Source organism: Streptomyces longhuiensis (assembly GCF_020616555.1).
In the GTDB taxonomy this organism is placed as follows: domain Bacteria; phylum Actinomycetota; class Actinomycetes; order Streptomycetales; family Streptomycetaceae; genus Streptomyces; species Streptomyces longhuiensis.
The window spans coordinates 1,781,117-1,797,849 of sequence record NZ_CP085173.1; the positions used below are offsets into that span (position 1 = coordinate 1,781,117).

The 16,733-nt window shown below is 73.1% G+C and carries 16 protein-coding genes; 7 read left to right on the plus strand and 9 right to left on the minus strand.

Going from position 1 to position 16,733, the window contains the following annotated elements; all coding sequences use genetic code 11:
- The first annotated feature begins 45 nt into the window (after window positions 1-45).
- Genes fdrA through LGI35_RS08480 form a run of 3 tightly spaced genes read left to right on the plus strand, consistent with a single transcriptional unit; the run spans window position 46 to window position 4,024 of the window.
- Window positions 46-1,638 (plus strand): acyl-CoA synthetase FdrA, encoded by a 1,593-nt coding sequence (fdrA, locus tag LGI35_RS08470; RefSeq protein WP_227293279.1) that lies wholly within the window; start codon window positions 46-48, stop codon window positions 1,636-1,638.
- Complete coding sequence (locus LGI35_RS08475; RefSeq protein ID WP_227293280.1) at window positions 1,635-3,068, plus strand: YlbE family protein; 1,434 nt, start codon at window positions 1,635-1,637, stop codon at window positions 3,066-3,068. The genes fdrA and LGI35_RS08475 overlap by 4 nt, the downstream gene beginning before the upstream one ends.
- The gene (locus LGI35_RS08480) at window positions 3,065-4,024 is read left to right on the plus strand and encodes an oxamate carbamoyltransferase subunit AllH family protein (RefSeq protein WP_227293281.1); all 960 of its coding nucleotides are present in this window, start codon (window positions 3,065-3,067) and stop codon (window positions 4,022-4,024) included. The genes LGI35_RS08475 and LGI35_RS08480 overlap by 4 nt, the downstream gene beginning before the upstream one ends.
- On the opposite strand, the gene LGI35_RS08485 is transcribed toward LGI35_RS08480, so the two are convergent.
- The 5 genes from LGI35_RS08485 to LGI35_RS08505 all read right to left on the minus strand — a co-directional run bounded on the left by LGI35_RS08485 (window position 4,009) and on the right by LGI35_RS08505 (window position 8,451).
- The gene (locus tag LGI35_RS08485) at window positions 4,009-4,503 is read right to left on the minus strand and encodes a levansucrase (RefSeq protein ID WP_227293282.1); all 495 of its coding nucleotides are present in this window, start codon (window positions 4,501-4,503) and stop codon (window positions 4,009-4,011) included. The genes LGI35_RS08480 and LGI35_RS08485 overlap by 16 nt on opposite strands.
- Window positions 4,504-4,566: 63 nt before the next feature.
- Entirely contained in the window at window positions 4,567-5,829 is a 1,263-nt protein-coding gene (locus LGI35_RS08490) for an ROK family protein (protein ID WP_227293283.1), read from the minus strand.
- Window positions 5,830-5,898: 69 nt separating this feature from the next.
- Window positions 5,899-6,615, minus strand: a complete 717-nt coding sequence (locus LGI35_RS08495; RefSeq protein ID WP_227293284.1) for an alpha-ketoglutarate-dependent dioxygenase AlkB family protein — start codon at window positions 6,613-6,615, stop codon at window positions 5,899-5,901.
- A gap of 60 nt (window positions 6,616-6,675) precedes the next feature.
- Window positions 6,676-7,527: a class II fructose-bisphosphate aldolase gene (locus LGI35_RS08500; RefSeq protein ID WP_227293285.1), complete on the minus strand. Its 852-nt coding sequence runs from the start codon at window positions 7,525-7,527 to the stop codon at window positions 6,676-6,678.
- A 39-nt stretch (window positions 7,528-7,566) separates the two neighbouring features.
- Window positions 7,567-8,451, minus strand: a complete 885-nt coding sequence (locus tag LGI35_RS08505; protein WP_116500412.1) for an SIS domain-containing protein — start codon at window positions 8,449-8,451, stop codon at window positions 7,567-7,569.
- Between the two features lie 179 nt (window positions 8,452-8,630).
- Between LGI35_RS08505 and LGI35_RS08510 the strand changes: the two genes are divergently transcribed.
- The 3 genes from LGI35_RS08510 to LGI35_RS08520 all read left to right on the plus strand — a co-directional run bounded on the left by LGI35_RS08510 (window position 8,631) and on the right by LGI35_RS08520 (window position 11,616).
- A complete protein-coding gene (locus LGI35_RS08510; protein ID WP_116500410.1) occupies window positions 8,631-9,410 on the plus strand; it encodes a DeoR/GlpR family DNA-binding transcription regulator in 780 nt (259 codons plus the stop codon).
- 191 nt (window positions 9,411-9,601) lie between these two features.
- Entirely contained in the window at window positions 9,602-10,819 is a 1,218-nt protein-coding gene (locus LGI35_RS08515) for an MFS transporter (RefSeq protein ID WP_227293286.1), read from the plus strand.
- A gap of 65 nt (window positions 10,820-10,884) precedes the next feature.
- Entirely contained in the window at window positions 10,885-11,616 is a 732-nt protein-coding gene (locus LGI35_RS08520) for a maleylpyruvate isomerase family mycothiol-dependent enzyme (RefSeq protein ID WP_227293287.1), read from the plus strand.
- A gap of 31 nt (window positions 11,617-11,647) precedes the next feature.
- Here LGI35_RS08520 and LGI35_RS08525 read toward each other — a convergent pair whose 3' ends face one another.
- Window positions 11,648-12,052, minus strand: a complete 405-nt coding sequence (locus LGI35_RS08525) for a MarR family winged helix-turn-helix transcriptional regulator (protein WP_227293288.1) — start codon at window positions 12,050-12,052, stop codon at window positions 11,648-11,650.
- 87 nt (window positions 12,053-12,139) lie between these two features.
- Between LGI35_RS08525 and LGI35_RS08530 the strand changes: the two genes are divergently transcribed.
- On the plus strand, window positions 12,140-13,666 hold the full coding sequence (locus LGI35_RS08530) for an MFS transporter (RefSeq protein ID WP_227293289.1): 1,527 nt from the start codon (window positions 12,140-12,142) through the stop codon (window positions 13,664-13,666).
- Between the two features lie 130 nt (window positions 13,667-13,796).
- On the opposite strand, the gene LGI35_RS08535 is transcribed toward LGI35_RS08530, so the two are convergent.
- The 3 genes from LGI35_RS08535 to LGI35_RS08545 all read right to left on the minus strand — a co-directional run bounded on the left by LGI35_RS08535 (window position 13,797) and on the right by LGI35_RS08545 (window position 16,585).
- Entirely contained in the window at window positions 13,797-14,462 is a 666-nt protein-coding gene (locus tag LGI35_RS08535) for a response regulator transcription factor (protein ID WP_227293290.1), read from the minus strand.
- Window positions 14,459-15,706, minus strand: coding sequence for a sensor histidine kinase (locus tag LGI35_RS08540; RefSeq protein WP_227293291.1), 1,248 nt, complete (start codon window positions 15,704-15,706; stop codon window positions 14,459-14,461). Before LGI35_RS08540 ends, LGI35_RS08535 begins: the two co-directional genes overlap by 4 nt.
- 144 nt (window positions 15,707-15,850) lie before the next feature.
- Complete coding sequence (locus LGI35_RS08545; RefSeq protein WP_227293292.1) at window positions 15,851-16,585, minus strand: TetR/AcrR family transcriptional regulator; 735 nt, start codon at window positions 16,583-16,585, stop codon at window positions 15,851-15,853.
- Between the last annotated feature and the right edge of the window lie 148 nt (window positions 16,586-16,733).

The window sequence follows — 16,733 nt, forward strand, 5'->3', positions numbered from 1 at the left end:
TCGAGCCATGCTGCAAGGGGCGGGCCGCTGCCTAGAGTCGGAACCATGGTGCTGCGAAACGCCGTGCACAAGGACCTGTACGCCGACTCCGTCGCCCTCATGAGGGTCGCCGCCCGCCTGGCCGAACCTCCGGGCGTCGAAACCATCAGCCTCGTGATGGGCACACCCGCCAACCGCGACGTCCTCGCGCGATCAGGGCTGCTGACCACCCCGGGCCACGACGCCGGACCCAACGACCTGCTCGTCGCCGTCCGCGGCGAACCCGACGCGGTGGACACCGCACTCGCCCTGGTGGTCGATGCCCTGTCCGGTCCCGGCGAGGGACCGGGCGCGGGACCGGAGGCCGGTGCGGACACCGGACCCCCGGTCCGCTCGCTCGCCGGCGCCCCCGCCGGAGCGAGCCTCGCGCTGATCTCCACCCCCGGCCCGTACGCGGCCTCCGAGGCACTCAAGGCGCTGCGCCTGGGCATGCACGCCTTCGTCTTCAGCGATCACGTGCCGATCGAGCAGGAGATGCTCCTGAAGCGCGAGGCCGCCCGCCGCGGGCTGCTCGTCATGGGCCCGGACTGCGGAACCGCCGTCATCGGCGGCATCCCCCTCGGCTTCGCCAACGAGGTGCGGGCGGGCTGCGTCGGCCTGGTCGGGGCCTCCGGCACGGGACTGCAACAGGTGTCGAGTCTGCTGCACTCCATGGGCGCGGGCGTCAGCCACGTGATCGGCACGGGCAGCCGCGACGTGAGCGCGGAGGTGGGCGGGCCGACGATGCGGGCCGGGCTCGACGCCCTGGCCGCGGACCCCGCCACGAAGGTCATCGTCCTCGTGTCAAAGCCGCCCGCACCACACGTGGCCGATCAACTGCTGCAGCACGCAGGTCTGTTGGGGAAACCGGTGGTGGCCTGTTTCCTCGGTACGGACGGGACGGCCCCCGACCCATCCGGCGTGACGCTCGCGCCCACCCTTCTGGAAGCAGCCCGGTCCGCGGCCTCCCTAGCCGTCGGCGGAGCACTGCCGCCCGGTGAGGAGCTGACCGAACTGCCCGCCCCCGCGCCGCCGCGCCGCCTGCTGCGGGCCCTGTACGCGGGTGGGACGTTCGCCCACGAGGCGGCACTGCTCCTCGGCCCGGCGCTCGGCGACATCACCCGCACCGCTCCCCCGCCGGTACCGGGCGCCGCCCCGCACCTGCCGGACCGGCATCTCGTACTCGACCTGGGCGACGACGAGTTCACCGCCGGGCGCCCCCACCCGATGATCGACCCCACGGTCCGTACCGAGTACCTGCGGGCGGCCCTCGCGGACCCGCGGAGCGCCGCGGTCGTCCTCGACGTGGTCATCGGACACGGCGCGGCGCCGGATCCGGCAGCGGCTCTCGCGGGTGCCCTGGCCGAGGCTCCGCTCGACGCCCCGCCGGTGATCGCGTTCGTCGTGGGCACCGACGACGACCCGCAGGGGCTCACCGCACAGCAGCGGATTCTGCGCGACGCGGGTGCGTACGTCGTCGACAGCAGCACGACCGCCGCGCGGATGTGCGCCGAACTCCTCTCCTCCGGTGGTGACTTGATGCTCACCCCCGCGGCCCCCGGCTCCGCCTCTGCCGCTTCCGCCTCAGCCTCTGCCTCCCGGATCGGAGAGACCGCATGACCGCACAGGCCGCGCCCGCGCAGGGCCTCCTGACCGGCGTACCGCACGTCGTGAACGTCGGTGTCGACGCGTTCGCCGGGCCGCCGCGGGCCGCGGGCGCGACGGTGACGGCGGTCGACTGGCGCCCCCCGGCCTCCGGTGATCCGGAACTCGGCGCCGGGCTCGCCCGCCTGGTCGCGCACCCGGCCGTCGAGGCGGCCAACGCCGCAGCACTCGAGCGGATACTCGGCGTCGTGCCGCTGTGGACCGATGTCCGCCCGGCCGGGGAGCTCATCCCCGAACTGGCGCAGGAGAGACTCCTGTTGCACGCCGGTCCGCCGATCGAGTGGCAGCGCATGTGCGGCCCGATGCGGGCCGCCGTCGTCGGCGCCGTGCTCCTGGAGGGCTGGGCGGCGACTGCACCGGAAGCCCAAGCACTCGCCGACGCGGGAGCCATCCGCTTCGCCCCCTGCCATCACCACGACGCGGTCGGCCCGATGGCGGGCGTCATCTCCGCGTCCATGCCCCTGCTCGTCGTGGAGGACGAGGCCACGGGCCTGCGCGCCTACTCCAACCTCAACGAGGGGCAGGGCCGCTGCCTGCGCTACGGCGCCCTCGGCGACGACGTGATGGAGCGGCTGCGCTGGATGGGAGAGCGCCTCGGCCCCGCGCTGCGCGCGGCGATCGGCTCGCTCGCCGAGCCGGTGAACCTCCGGTCGGTCACCGCGCAGGCCCTTCAGATGGGCGACGAGTGCCACAGCCGCAACACCGCCGCGAGCGCCCTGCTCACCCGAGAACTCTCCGCCGCGCTCGCCCGGCACACGGACCTCGGCGGGATCGAGGCGCTGGACTTCCTGCGCGACAACAACTACTGGTTCCTCAACTTCTCGATGGCCGCCAGCAAGTTGGCGCTGCTGGCCGGGCACGGCGTGCAGCACTCCACGGTCGTCACCGCCTTCGCGCGCAACGGTGTCGACGTCGGCATCCGCGTCAGCGGCCTCGGCGACGCCTGGTTCACGGCGCCGGCCGCCCCCGTGGACGGCCTCTACTTCGCCGGATACGGGCCCGCCGACGCCAACCCCGACATCGGTGACAGCGCCATCACCGAGATGCACGGCCTGGGCGGATTCGCGCTGGCCGCCGCCCCGGCGATCGTCGGCTTCGTGGGCGGCACCCCCAAAGGGGCCCGCCGCGTCAGCCAGGAGATGGCGACGCTCACCGTCGGCCGGCACCGCGACTACCGCCTCCCCGGCCTCGACTTCGTCGGCAGCCCCGTCGGCCTCGACATCCGCAAGGTCGTCGACACGGGCCTCGAACCGGTCATCACCACGGGCATCGCCCACCGCGAACCGGGCATCGGCCAGATCGGCGCCGGCCTCACCCACGCCCCGATGCGCTGCTTCACCGACGCGCTGAGCGCCGTCGACGTGCCCCCGGAGCCCGGGGAGTGACGGGCACGGCGGCCGACGGGGGTCCGGTACGGGCCAGGGTGCCCCGCCCTGAGCACGTACATCTCGGCACCCTCAGTCACGCACTCGCCGGCACCCCCAGTCACGTACCACCCGGCACCCCCAGTCACGTACACCTCGGCACCATCAGCACGGCCGTCGCCCCACTGCTGCACGGTCCGTCCCGGCCGGCCCGCGTCGTCGCCGCCACCCGCTACGCGGTCCATCTCGCCACCGGCGACCGGGAGTTGCCCGCACTCGCCGTGGTGACCCGGGACGCGATCCGCCTGCCGAACGCGCTCGTGCTGCCCTTCTCGTCGGCGGACCGGCCGCTGGACCTGACCACACCACGGGCCGGCTTCGGGGCAGGCCGCGTAGTGATCGGGCCCGTTCGCTTCGAGCCGGAGGCGTCCTGGGCACCGCCCCGTGTCCAGGACGCCTCCTCCCCACCGACCCCCGCGCGCATCAGGCAGGTCGCGGTGCTGCTCGACGCGCTGGCGCAACCCCTGCCGCCCCCGCTGGCTCCCCACCTGAGCGACCTGCGCCATGCCCTGCACGCCGATGAAGCGAGCGAAGTCCGGCGGGCCGCCCGTGCGCTGGTCGGTCTCGGCCCCGGGCTCACCCCGTCCGGTGACGACATCCTGTGCGGCGCGCTGCTGGCGAGCCGGGCCTGGGGAGGCCCTCTCGCGCCGCTCGCGGAGGCGGTCGCGGACGCGTCCCTGCGCACCCCGCTGCTCTCGGCGGCACTCCTGCGGCACGCGGTGCGCGGTGAATGCGTGCCGCAGGCCCACGCGTTCCTGCGGGCACTGAGCGGGGACGGTGCCCTGGAACCCGCTCTACGCGAACTGCTCGCCGTCGGGCACCACTCGGGAGGCGATCTGGCGCGCGGGGTGCTCGCGGTGGGCCTCGGCGGAGCGGGCGCGACGCCCGGTGACCGTGACGGCTACCCGTTGAAGTAGCGGTTGCCCTTGTCGATGAGGTGGGAGGCGTAGACGCGGCCGATGGCCGGCTTGCCGCGGTAGAAGCCGACGTAGCGCTGTGCGCTGTCCACGACGACGGGGCGCGCGAAGCAGGCGAAGCGGTTGCGCTGCTGCTGTTCGGCCCAGGCCATGGCGGCCGGGTCGACGCGCTCGCTGACGAGGACGGGGAAGGCCGCGACACCGGTCTGCAGGCCGACCGGGAGGCCGCCCTTGTTCTTCTTCGCGTACGTCAGGACCTGCGAGGTGAACGTGTCGACACTCTGCGGAGTGATCTCGGGCACGGCGGCAGCGACGGTGAACAGGTGCAGGTTGGTGCCCATCCAGCGCATCCGGAAGTCGGCCCGCCGCCCCACGAGGACGGGCACACCGAACCAGTCCTCCCAGCGCGTCGCGCACCCGTCCGCCTGGAGGCGGCTCTCCACCGAGGCCAGGTAATTCCGGGCCGATTCACCGATCATGGCGGTGATTGTGCACGGTCAAGGCCCTTCAGGACCAGCCGGGGTGCGACGGTTTCCCTCGCGTCAGGTGAGGCCCAGCGCCGAGAGCGGATCGTCGAGGACCGGCTGCCACGCCAACTCGGCCGCTCCGACAAGGCTGTTGTGGTCGAGCGTGCACGCCAGGATGGGGACGCCCCCGCTGCGGCCCCACAGGCTGCGGTCGGCGACGACGGCCCGCAGACGGTCCGGATCCGCGTCGAGGAGCGCCCGGTGCAGGCCCCCCAGGATGATGCGGTCGGGGTTGAGGATGTTCACCAGGCCCGCGAGGCCGAGTCCGAGACGGTCGATCAGGGCCTCGGTGGCCATCCGCACCTTGGGGTCGTCGAGGCTGCCGGCGATCAGGTCGCGGGCCTGCTGGAGCAGGGACCCGTCGGGGCCGGGCTCGCGGCCCGCCGCGTCGAGCAGGGCCAGTGGGTCGGTCTCCACGTCGAGGCAGCCACGGCTGCCGCAGTAGCAGGGCCGGCCCTCGGGGTTCACGGTGAGGTGCCCGACCTCCAGGGCGAGGCCCGAACTGCCGGTGTGCAGACGCCCGTCGAGGACGAGCGCGCCGCCGACGCCGCGGTGGCCGGTGGCGACGCACAGCAGGTCGCGCGCGCCGCGGCCCGCGCCATGGCGGTGCTCGGCGAGGGCGGCGAGGTTGACGTCGTTCGCGGCGAACGCGGGCCGCCCGATGCCCGCCTCCCGTACGCGCTCGGCGAAGATCTCGCGGACGGGCGAGCCCGCGGGCCAGGCGAGGTGGAGCGGATTGAGGGCCGTGCCGTCGGGCTCGGCCACGGCGGACGGCACGGCGAGGCCCGCGCCGACGCAGTGACGGCCGGTCTCGCGCAGCAGTTGGGCGCCGGCCTCCACGACCGAGCCGAGTACCTGCGCCGGGTCCGGGTCGATGATCTCGCAGCCGGGCGTGGTCGCGACGATCCGGCCGCCGAGGCCTACGAGGGCCGCGCGGTAACCGTCCGCGTGCACCTGCGCGGCGAGCGCCACGGGGCCGTCCTCGGCGACGGACAGCCGGTGCGAGGGACGCCCCTGCGAGCCCGCGGCGGCGCTCGGCTTCGCGTCGATCCTGATGAGCCCGAGCGCTTCCAGCTCGGCGGCGACCGCGCCCGCCGTGGCCCGGGTCACCCCCAGTTCGGCGGTGAGGACGGCGCGGGTCGGCGCGCGGCCGGTGTGCACGAGTTCGAGCGCCGGGCCGAGAGCACCACGGCCCCGCTCGAGACGGGGCGCACGCGCGGAACCCTCCGCCTCGCCCGCCGTCTGCCCCCCGGCCCCGGAGGCCGCCTTGCCACGCATCAGCAACTCCTCGCCCTGATCACCGTGTCGCATCGTATCCGGTGAACGCCGCAGCCCCTGCGGGTGAACTCACCCCCGTGGGGAGGGTGCGGAGGCCGGTCCGGTGAGTCCGGTGACGCGCATCGTGAGATTCAGGCGGCCCCGGGAGAGCCCGGTGGCCGGGTCGCCGGTGCCGGGGTACACCTTCGGCACCCCGTGGAAGGCGAGCCGTGACGGCCCCCCGAAGACCAGCAGGTCCCCGGAGACCAGCTCCACGTCCTCGTACGGTCTGCCGCGGTTCTCGGTGTTGCCCAGCCGGAAGACGCAGGTGTCACCGACGCTGAGCGAGACGACGGGTTCCCGGGCGCGCTCGTCCTTGTCCTGGTGCATGCCCATGGTGGCGGCGCCGTCGTAGAAGTTGATCAGTGCCGTGTCGGGGTCGTAGCCGTCACCGGCCGCTTCGTCCTCGTACGCGTCGACGAGCGCGCGTCTGCCCAACTCCTTCAGCCAGTCGGGGAAATGGGCCACTCGGGCGCCGTTCACATCGGATGCCGTACGCGTGTAGCGGTACGGCTGCCAGTGCCATCCGACACACACGGTCCGGACGGACATCACGCCGCCGCCCGGCAGTCGTGTGTGGCGCATCGGCACGGGCCCGGCGGCCCAGCCGCGGCAGGCTTCGACCAGTGCGCGCTGGGCCTCGGCGTCGAGCCAGCCGGGCACGTGCACGGCGCCGGGGGTGATCTCCCGGCGCTCCCGGTGCACCGGGAAGAGCGGGGGCGCGTGCGGTTCGTGCCGGTCGGCCATGGCCCCATTGTCCCCGGCACGAGGCGTCTTCCGCGTACCGGGGCGGGAGCGGGGGACGGGTCAGCGGCGCATCACCTCGACCAGCTCCGTCACCGTGCGGGCCATCGCCTCGCGGCCCACGCTCAGGTACTTGCGGGAGTCGACGGCGTCGGGATGTGCGGCAAGGAACTCCCGGATGGCCGACGTCATCGCTATGTTCAGGGCGGTACCGACGTTCACCTTGGCGATGCCGCCCCGGACGGCCTGCGAGAGTTCGTCGTCACCGACACCGGAGGAACCGTGCAGGACCAGCGGTACGTCGAGGCCTTCCGAGAGCTGCTTGAGGAGGTCGTGGTCGAGCGTCGCGGTGCGGGTGGTCATGGCGTGCGAGGAGCCGATCGCGACGGCGAGGGCGTCGACGCCCGAGTCCGTCACGTAGGCGCGGGCCTCCCCGGGGTCGGTGCGGGCACCCGGCGCGTGGGCGTCGAGCGGCGCCGAACCGTCCTTGCCCCCGACCTCGCCCAGCTCCGCCTCGACCCAGAGCCCGTTGGCGTGGCCCCAGTCGGCGGCCGCGCGGGTGGCCGCGAGGTTCTCGTCGTAGGGGAGCCGGGCCGCGTCGTACATCACCGAGCTGAACCCGGCGTCCGCGGCCTGGCGGAGCAGCTCGTCGCTCTGGACGTGGTCGAGGTGGAGCGCCACGGGCACCGAGGACGCCTCGGCGGTGGCGGCCGCGGCCCTCGCGAGGGGCAGCAGGCGCCCGTAGCGGTACCGCACGGCGTTCTCGCTGATCTGGAGGATCACCGGCGCGTTCGCCGCCTCGGCGCCCGCCACGACGGCCTCGATGTGCTCCAGGGTGATGACGTTGAACGCGGCCACCGCGGTACGCGCCGCGGTGGCCTCGGCGACGAGCGCGCCGGTTGCTGCGAGGGGCACAGCCCCTCCTTTCGGAAGGCTCGGAAGCTCGGTCGACGGTCAGCCGGCGGTGAGGATCACCGAGCGGGTGAGGTGGCGCGGCTGGTCGGGGTCGAGTCCGCGGGCGGCCGCGACGGCCACGGCGAGGCGCTGCGCGCGCACGAGTTCGGCGAGCGGGTCGAGGCCGCCCTCGACCCAGAGCGCGCCGGTGCCGGCCACCTGCTCGGCGAGTCCCTCGGGCGCCGTGCCGATCATCCAGGTGGCGGTGCCCGCGGTGGTGACGCTGATGGGGCCGTGGCGGTACTCCATCGCGGGGTACGCCTCGGTCCACGACAGGGACGCCTCGCGCATCTTCAGGGCGGCCTCGTTCGCGAGGCCGACGGTCCAGCCGCGCCCCAGGAAGCTGAACTGGCCGCACTCCACGAGGCCTTCGGGCAGCGGCGTCTCCAGCGCGGTGCGCGCGTCGGCGACCGCCTGCTCGGTGTGCAGGCCGAGGTGGGCGCGCAGGAGCGTGAGCGCCGTCGTCGCGAAGCGGGTCTGGACGACGGACTGCTCGTCGGCGAAGTCCAGGACGATCACGTCGTCGGCGGCGGAGACGATCGGCGTGTTCGGGTCGCCGATGACGGCGGTCGTCCGGATGCGGCCCTTGACCGCGGCCAGCAGCTCGACGACCTCGGTCGTCGTGCCGGACCGGGACAGCGCGATGAGGCGGTCGTACGGGCGCCCGGCCGGGAACTCCGAGGCCGCGAACGCGTCGGTCTCGCCCTGCCCGGACTGCTCGCGCAGCGCGGCGAAGGCCTGCGCCATGAACCACGAGGTGCCGCAGCCCACGATCGCGACGCGCTCCCCCGGCGCGGGCAGCTTGGCGGCCTCGCCGGCGGCCAGGCCCGCCGCGCGAGTCCAGCACTCCGGCTGGCTGTTCAGCTCGTTCTCGACATGGCTCATGCCCTGCCCACTCCCTGATGTGTCGTGTCAGTGGGCCGTTCGAGCACGTCGCATGCGTCGCGCTCGAACGGCCCCGCCGAGCGTATGCTCGTTCCTGCAAGAATTCGATACCTTTCGAGCATAACCAAGCATCAGGTAGTGCGCTAGGGTCACCGGAGAACGACGATTGGAGGCCGCGGATGTCCCGCGACGCCCGCTGGAAGTCCCTGCTGGAACTGCTCGTGGAGCGGGGGCGCCTGGATGTCGAGGAGGCGGCGGCCGATCTGGGGGTGTCCGCGGCCACGATCCGGCGCGACTTCGACCAGCTCGCCGAACAGCAGATGCTCGTACGCACCCGGGGCGGCGCCGTCGTCCACGGTGTCTCCTACGAGCTGCCCCTGCGCTACAAGACCGCGCGCAACGCCTCCGAGAAGGAACGGATCGCCAAGGCCGTCGCCGAGCTGATCGCGCCGGGCGAGGCGGTCGGGCTGACCGGCGGCACGACGACGACCGAGGTGGCGCGCGCGCTCGCGGTCCGCCCCGACCTCGCCTCCGGCTCCCCGGCCCTCACGATCGTCACGAACGCGCTGAACATCGCCAACGAGCTCGCCGTGCGGCCCCAGTTCAAGATCGTGGTGACGGGCGGGGTCGCCCGGCCGCAGTCGTACGAGCTCATCGGCCCGCTCGCGGACGGCGTGCTGAGCCAGATCACGATCGACACGGCCGTGCTGGGCGTCGTCGGCATCGACGTCGCGCACGGCGCGGCGGCGCACGACGAGGCGGAGGCGGCCATCAACCGGCTGCTGTGCGAGCGCGCGGAGCGCGTCGTCGTCGCGGCGGACTCCAGCAAGCTGGGCCAGCGCGCGTTCGCCCGGATCTGCTCGACGGAGCGGATCGGCACCCTGGTCACCGACAGCGCCGTGGACGCAGCGACGGTGGAGCGCTTCGAGGAGGCGGGGGTCAAGGTCCTCGCGGTGTGACGCCCGAGCCACACCTACGGCTCTCATGGCTGCGGCCCCTCCCGGACGGGTGGGGCCGCAGCCATTTCCCTGCGCCGTCCCGGCATTCCCCTGCGCCGTCCGCCATCTCCCGTGCCGGTCCGCCGGATGTCGTACCCGTCACGCCGCGAACCGTCTTGTCCCCGGCCGGGGTGGCGCCCTACCCTGACTTTGTGCCGACACTAAACAAACTCCGGGCCGTCAACGACGACAGCCCGCGGACCGCGTCCCTCACCCGCCTGCGCATCGCGCTCACGATCTTCTTCGCGCTCGACGGCTTCATCTTCGCGGGATGGGTCGTGCGCATCCCCGCCGTGAAGGAGCAGACCGGCGCTTCGGCGAGCACGCTCGGGCTCGCGCTCCTCGGCGTCTCCGCGGGGGCCGTGATCACGATGATGCTCACGGGGCGCCTGTGCAGGCGCTTCGGCAGTCACCCGGTGACCGTCGTGAGCGGTGTGCTCCTGGCGCTGAGCGTCGCACTGCCCCCGCTCACCCACTCGGCGCTCACCCTCGGCCTGGTCCTGCTCGTGTTCGGCGCCGCCTACGGCGGGATCAACGTGGCAATGAACAGCGCCGCGGTCGACCTCGTCGCCGCCCTGCGCCGCCCCGTCATGCCGAGCTTCCACGCGGCGTTCAGCCTCGGCGGCATGCTCGGCGCCGGGCTCGGCGGCCTGGTCGCGGGCCACCTCTCCCCCACCCGGCACCTTCTCGCCCTCACCGTGATCGGCCTGCTCGTCACGGCCGCCGTCGGCCCCACACTCCTGCGCCACGACGCCCCCACGCCCGCGGACGACCACGGTCGTCCACGGAACGAGCCCGCGTCGGCGTCCGAGCGGCCCGCCGGGCGCGTGCGCGGACTCGTCCTCGTCTTCGGCCTCATCGCCCTGTGCACCGCGTACGGGGAGGGCGCGCTCGCGGACTGGGGCGCCCTGCACCTGGAGGAGGACCTGCACGCCCATCCCGGAGTGGCCGCGGCAGGCTATTCCTGCTTCGCCCTGGCCATGACCATCGGACGGATCAGCGGGACGACGCTGCTCGAACGCCTGGGCAGGACACGCACGTTGGTGTTCGGCGGCGCCACCGGCGCGGCCGGCATGCTGCTCGGCTCGCTCGCCCCCACCGTGTGGCTGGCGCTCCTCGGCTTCGCCGTCACAGGCCTCGGCCTCGCCAACATCTTCCCCGTGGCGGTCGAACGCGCGGGCTCCCTGGCAGGACCGACCGGCGTCGCCGCCGCGTCCACGCTCGGCTACGGCGGCATGCTCCTCGGACCGCCGATGATCGGGTTCATGGCGGACTGGTTCTCACTCCCCGCCGCGCTGACCAGCGTGGCCGCGCTGGCGGGCGTCGCCGCCCTGATCGGCTTCGCGACCCGGCGCGCGGCCGTCTCCTGACCCGCACGCGACGAGCATTCGGCAAGGACGCATTCAAGCCAGGTCCCATCGGGCAGACTCCCGCCATGAAGACTGCGGAACACATCGAGACGCTCGACGAGGAGGGCCGCCTCCTCGCCGTCGCCGCCGAGACGGCGGGCACCGACGCCAAGGTGCCGACCTGCCCGGGCTGGGCCGTACGGGACCTGCTGCGGCACGTGGGCATGGTGCATCGCTGGGCCACGGCGTTCGTCGCCGAGGGGCACACGTCGTACCACCCCGACGACGGCCTGCCGGACCTGGACGGCGCGGAGCTCGTCGCCTGGTTCCGCGAGGGCCACGGCAGGCTCGTCGGGACGCTGGCCGACGCCCGGCCCGACGTGGAGTGCTGGACGTTCCTGCCCGCGGCGTCGCCGCTGGCGTTCTGGGCGCGGCGACAGGCGCACGAGACGACCGTCCACCGGGTGGACGCGGAGTCCGCGCTGGCCGGGACGCCCGGCGTCATCCCCGCGGAGTTCGCGGTCGACGGCATCGAGGAACTGCTGCTCGGCTTCCACGCCCGCGGCCGGAGCAAGGTGCGGTCGGACACCCCACGCCTGTTGCGCGTGCGGGCCACCGACGCCGATCGGTCATGGACCGTACGGATCTCGCAGGAGCCGCCGGTCACCGAACGGGACGGGGCGGGCGAGGCCGACTGCGAGCTGTCGGGACCCGCGGCGCGGCTCTATCTGTCGCTGTGGAACCGGCTGCCGTTCCCGAGCATCACCGGCGACGCCTCACTGGCCGCACTGTGGCGGGAGCGGTCGGGGGTCACCTGAAGCTGACGACGGGCCGGGCCACCTGGGGAAATCAGCCCTGCGTGCGATCGGCGAGCATGCGCCCCAGTACCGCGCGCTGCAAGGGCCGGACCTCCGTGTGCAGGTCGCGGCCCTTCCGCGTGAGGCAGACCCGGACGCCACGGCGGTCCTCGGGGCACATGCCGCGCTCCAGGAGGCCGTCCTTCTCCAGACGGCCGATCAGGCGCGACAGGGCGCTCTGGCTGAGATGGACCTGAGCGGCGATCTCCTGCACGCGGAAGGAGGAACTGCCGTCCTCCGCCGCGCCGTCGGCCAGGACGTCGAGCACCTCGAAGTCGCTGGCACCCAGGCCGTGCTGATGCAGCTCACGATCGAGCTCGCACATGGTGCGCGCATGCACCGCAAGGATGTCCCGCCACTGATCCACGAGGCCGGGCTCGGCCTTTTTCGCCGCCATGACCGCACCGTAGCAGAAAAGACGGGCATTGTTGCATCGGAATTAAATGCACTTGCAGTCAATGCATATGCATGTAGTCTGCTCCGCATGACCTCTCCGCTCGCCAACACCCCTGCGTCCCAGGAGCGTTGGTCCCCCCGTCTGTGGGGCACACTGCTCGTCCTCTGCGCCGCGATGTTCCTCGACGCACTCGATGTGTCGATGGTCGGAGTCGCCCTGCCGTCCATCGGCTCGGAGCTCGACCTGTCGACGTCGACGCTGCAATGGATCGTCAGCGGCTACATCCTCGGCTACGGCGGCCTGCTGCTGCTCGGTGGTCGCGCGGCCGACCTGCTCGGCCGGCGCCGGGTGTTCCTGATCGCCCTCGGCGTCTTCGCCCTGGCGTCCCTGCTCGGCGGACTCGTCGACTCCGGGCCGCTCCTGATCGCCAGCCGCTTCATCAAGGGCCTCAGCGCCGCGTTCACCGCGCCGGCCGGCCTGTCCATCATCACCACGACGTTCGCCGAGGGCCCGCTGCGCAACCGCGCGCTCTCCATCTACACGACCTGCGCCGCCACCGGCTTCTCCATGGGCCTCGTCCTGTCCGGCCTGCTCACCGAGGCCAGCTGGCGCCTGACCATGCTGCTGCCCGCCCCGATCGCCGTGATCGCGCTGCTCATCGGCATCAAGCTCATCCCGCACAGCGAACGCGAGAAGAACCACCGCGGCTACGACATCCCCGGCGCCATCACCGGCACCGCATCGATGCTGCTCCTCGTGTTCACCGTCGTCCAGGCGCCGGAGGCGGGCTGGGCCTCGGCCCGCACCCTGCTGTCCTTCCTGGCCGTCGCCGTGCTGCTCGCCGTCTTCGTCTCCATCGAGCGCCGCTCCCCGGGCCCACTGATCCGCCTCGGGGTGCTGCGCTCCGGCTCACAGATCAGGGCGCAGCTCGGCGCGATGGCGTTCTTCGGCTCGTACGTCGGCTTCCAGTTCCTGGTCACGCTGTACATGCAGTCCCTGCTCGGCTGGTCCGCGTTGCACACCGCGCTGGCGTTCCTGCCGGCGGGCGCCCTCGTGGCGCTCTCCTCGACGAAGGTCGGCGCGATCGTCGACCGGTTCGGCACCCCGCGCCTCATCGCGGTCGGCTTCACCTTCATGGTGATCGGCTACGCGCTGTTCCTGCGCATCAACCTCGCCCCGGTCTACGCGTCCGTCATCCTGCCGACGATGCTCCTGATCGGCGCGGCCTGCGCCCTGGTGTTCCCCTCGCTCAACATCCAGGCCACGAACGGCGTCCACGACGACGAACAGGGCATGGTCTCGGGCCTGCTCAACACCTCCGTGCAGGTCGGCGGCGCCATCTTCCTCGCCGTCGTGACGGCCGTCGTCACCGCGAACTCCGGCGAGGGCTCGTCCCCGCAGGCCGTCCTCGACAGCTTCCGGCCCGGTCTCGTCGTCGTCACCGCGATCGCGCTGGTCGGCCTGCTGATCACCCTCACCGGGCTGCGGACGCGGCGTCCGCAGAGCACGGTCCTGATCGCGACGTCGGTGCGGGAGGAGGAGTCGGTGCGGGAGGAGCCGGCCCAGGAGGAGTCGGACGCCGCGCGCACGGAGCGCGTCGCGGTCCACGACTGACCCACGGATCCTCCACCGACCCACGGGCCTCGCCCCGACCCCACCCGCTCGCCCCGACCACGCACGGGTGCGCCCGGCCGGCAGTCCCCTGCCTGCCGGGCGCACCCGTGTGTCGGCGGCGTGGGTCCGCTCAGCCGAGCCAGCCGGGCCGCACGAGGCCCGACTCGTAGGCGAGGACGACCAGTTGGGCCCGGTCGCGCGCGCCGAGCTTCACCATCGTGCGGCTCACGTGCGTCTTCGCGGTGAGCGGGCTGACGACGAGGCGGCGGGCGATCTCCTCGTTCGACAGGCCGATGCCGACCAGCGCCATCACCTCACGCTCGCGCTCGGTGAGCTGCCCGAGCGACCCGGCGGCCGCGGGCTCCTTGGAGCGCGCCGCGAACTCGGCGATCAGGCGGCGGGTCACCCCCGGCGAGAGCAGCGCGTCCCCGTGCACCACCGCCCTTACGGCGCGCAGCAGTTCCTCGGGCTCGGTGTCCTTGACGAGGAACCCGGAGGCTCCGGCGCGGATCGCCTCGAAGACGTACTCGTCCAGTTCGAAGGTGGTCAGCATGACCACCTTCACGGTTTCCAGCGCGGCGTCGTCGCTGATGCGGCGGGTCGCGGCGAGCCCGTCGAGGACCGGCATCCGGATGTCCATCAGGACGACGTCGGGCCGCAGGTCGCGCACGAGCCGCACCGCCTCGTCGCCGTCGGAGGCCTCCCCCGTGACCTCGATGTCGCTCTGCGCGTCGAGCAGCGCCCGGAATCCGGCGCGCACGAGCGACTGGTCGTCGGCGAGCAGTACGCGGATCAACGGTTCTCCTCCGTCGGCGTGAACGGCAGTTCGGCGAGCACCCGGAAGCCGCCGTCGGGCCGCGGTCCCGCCTCGATCGTGCCACCCAGCGCGGCGGCCCGCTCACGCATTCCCGCAAGGCCGTTCCCGCTGCCGCCGGCCGCCTCATGGCTCGCCGGCCCGTCGTCGTCGATGCGCAGGAACAGCCCGGTCCCCGTGTACCGCACCTCTACGCGCGCGTTGCGCGACTCCGAATGCCGTACGACGTTGGTGAGCGCCTCCTGCACGATGCGGAACGCGGCGAGGTCGGCTCCGGGCGGCAGCGCGGCGCCGGATCCTTCCGTGGCGATGTCGACGGTGAGGCCCGCGCTCGCGGCCTGCTCCACGAGTTCCGGGAGGCGGTCGAGACCCGGGGCGGGGGCGCGCGGCGCGTCGCCCGGGGTCCGCAGGGTGTCGAGGACCTGGCGGACCTCGCCCAGCGCCTCCTTGCTCGCGGACTTGATGGTGGTGAGGGCGGTACGCGCCTGCTCGGGGTCGGAGTCGAGCAGCGCCAGACCGACGCCCGCCTGGACGTTGATGACCGAGATGGAGTGCGCGAGCACGTCGTGCAGCTCCCGGGCGATCCGCAGGCGCTCCTCGTCCGCGCGCCGCCCGGCCGCCTTCTCGCGCTCGGCGCGTTCCTTCGCCCACTGCTCGCGGCGCGTCTTGACCAGCTCGGAGAACGCCACGATCGCCAGGACCCACGCGGCGATGAAAACCTCCTGCCCCCAGGACGCGGCGTCGTCCCCCGACGGCGGCAGATACGCGTACAGCCAGTGCGCCACGAGCGCATGCCCCACCCAGAACATGCCGATCGCCGCCCACGCGGCTCTGCGGTGCCCCGCGACGATCGCGGCGTAACAGCCCACGGCCACGGTGATGAAGACCGGCCCGTACGCATAGCCCGCGCCGAGGTAGAGCGTCGCGCAGGCCGCCGTGCCGAAGGCCACGAGGACCGGGTACCGCTGACGCCACAGCAGGAGGACGCCGGCCGCGAGCAGCAGTACGCGGGCGAACACGTCGAGGTCGGCCCGGTCGGTCTGGGCTTGCGCCGCGAAGGTCGAGCCGACGAGGACGAACGCGGTGATCAGGACGGTGGATCGCCAGGGCAGGCGCGGCCCCTGGCCCGATGCGCCCCACCGGGGCGGCCCGTAGCGCCTGAGGTGCGGCGGCCCCGCCCAGGTCGGGGGCGGGCCGTCGGCCCCGCGTACGTGCTGCTCATCCATGACCGCAACGCTAGACGCCGCACGGCGTCGCGGGCGTCAGCCGGGCGTGGTGACCACAGCTACTCCCCGGGGAGTAGGCGACAGCGGTCAGGCGGCGCGCGTCACGCCCGGGGCGGCGACTTCCGCTCCCGGGCCGAGGGGATGTCATTCCCGGGGCAGCACCAGGCCCACGCCGTGGGCGAGCTGGGTCGCGGCGTGCGTGAAGAAGGTGGCACGGTCCTCCACGACCCGGTTGAACTGGCCGAACAGCTCGAAGCCGATCAGGCCGAACAGCTGCGCCCAGGCGGCGACGAGGGCGGCCACCACGGCGGGCGGCAGGTCCGGTGCCAGGTCGGCGCCCAGCCGCTCGGCCTCGGGCCGCAGCTCCTCGGGGAGCGGCGGCTCCGCGATCCCGCGACCCTGATGGGCGTCGCGGACGATGTCGAAGAACAGCAGCCCGACGCGCGACGCGGCCGGGACGGTCGTCATCGGCGCGGTGTATCCGGGTACGGGCGAGCCGAAGATGAGCGCGTACTCGTGAGGGTGGGCCAGCGCCCAGGCGCGGACGGCTTCGCCGACGGTGACCCAGCGGCGCACCGGCGTGATCGCTCCCGCCTTGCCGTCGGTGCCCTTCGCCGCCTTCTTGAGCAGGGCGGCGTCCGCCTGCTCGGCCGCCTCGCCGACGGAGTCGTACGCGTCGATGATGAGCGCCGTCAGGAGGTCGTCGCGGCTGGGGAAGTAGCGGTAGAGCGCCGAGGAGACCATGCCCAGCTCACGGGCGACGGCGCGCAGGGACAGCTTCGCGGCGCCCTCGGCCGCGAGTTGTCTGCGGGCCTCGTCCTTGATGGCGGCGGTGACTTCTTCCCGTGCCCTGGCCCTGGCTCCTCGTGCGGTGCTCATACGGGCAGTGTCCCATGCCTTCGGAGCAGTGCACACGTTCCGGATCGATGCACGCGTTATGGATCGGTGCACTCATTTGGGAGCAGTGCACTCACTGGCGAGCGGCGCACTCAGCTGCGGCCGACAGAAAAGAGAGCACTGCTCTTGC

What these genes read in the sequence shown, in the direction of transcription:
- fdrA (WP_227293279.1), top strand. Translation starts at nt 46, where the DNA reads ATGGTGCTGCGAAACGCCGTGCACAAGGACCTGTACGCCGACTCCGTC.
- LGI35_RS08475 (WP_227293280.1), top strand. Translation starts at nt 1,635, where the DNA reads ATGACCGCACAGGCCGCGCCCGCGCAGGGCCTCCTGACCGGCGTACCG.
- LGI35_RS08485 (WP_227293282.1), bottom strand. Translation starts at nt 4,503, where the DNA reads ATGATCGGTGAATCGGCCCGGAATTACCTGGCCTCGGTGGAGAGCCGC.
- LGI35_RS08490 (WP_227293283.1), bottom strand. Translation starts at nt 5,829, where the DNA reads ATGCGTGGCAAGGCGGCCTCCGGGGCCGGGGGGCAGACGGCGGGCGAG.
- LGI35_RS08495 (WP_227293284.1), bottom strand. Translation starts at nt 6,615, where the DNA reads ATGGCCGACCGGCACGAACCGCACGCGCCCCCGCTCTTCCCGGTGCAC.
- LGI35_RS08505 (WP_116500412.1), bottom strand. Translation starts at nt 8,451, where the DNA reads ATGAGCCATGTCGAGAACGAGCTGAACAGCCAGCCGGAGTGCTGGACT.
- LGI35_RS08510 (WP_116500410.1), top strand. Translation starts at nt 8,631, where the DNA reads ATGTCCCGCGACGCCCGCTGGAAGTCCCTGCTGGAACTGCTCGTGGAG.
- LGI35_RS08520 (WP_227293287.1), top strand. Translation starts at nt 10,885, where the DNA reads ATGAAGACTGCGGAACACATCGAGACGCTCGACGAGGAGGGCCGCCTC.
- LGI35_RS08525 (WP_227293288.1), bottom strand. Translation starts at nt 12,052, where the DNA reads ATGGCGGCGAAAAAGGCCGAGCCCGGCCTCGTGGATCAGTGGCGGGAC.
- LGI35_RS08530 (WP_227293289.1), top strand. Translation starts at nt 12,140, where the DNA reads ATGACCTCTCCGCTCGCCAACACCCCTGCGTCCCAGGAGCGTTGGTCC.
- LGI35_RS08540 (WP_227293291.1), bottom strand. Translation starts at nt 15,706, where the DNA reads ATGGATGAGCAGCACGTACGCGGGGCCGACGGCCCGCCCCCGACCTGG.
- LGI35_RS08545 (WP_227293292.1), bottom strand. Translation starts at nt 16,585, where the DNA reads ATGAGCACCGCACGAGGAGCCAGGGCCAGGGCACGGGAAGAAGTCACC.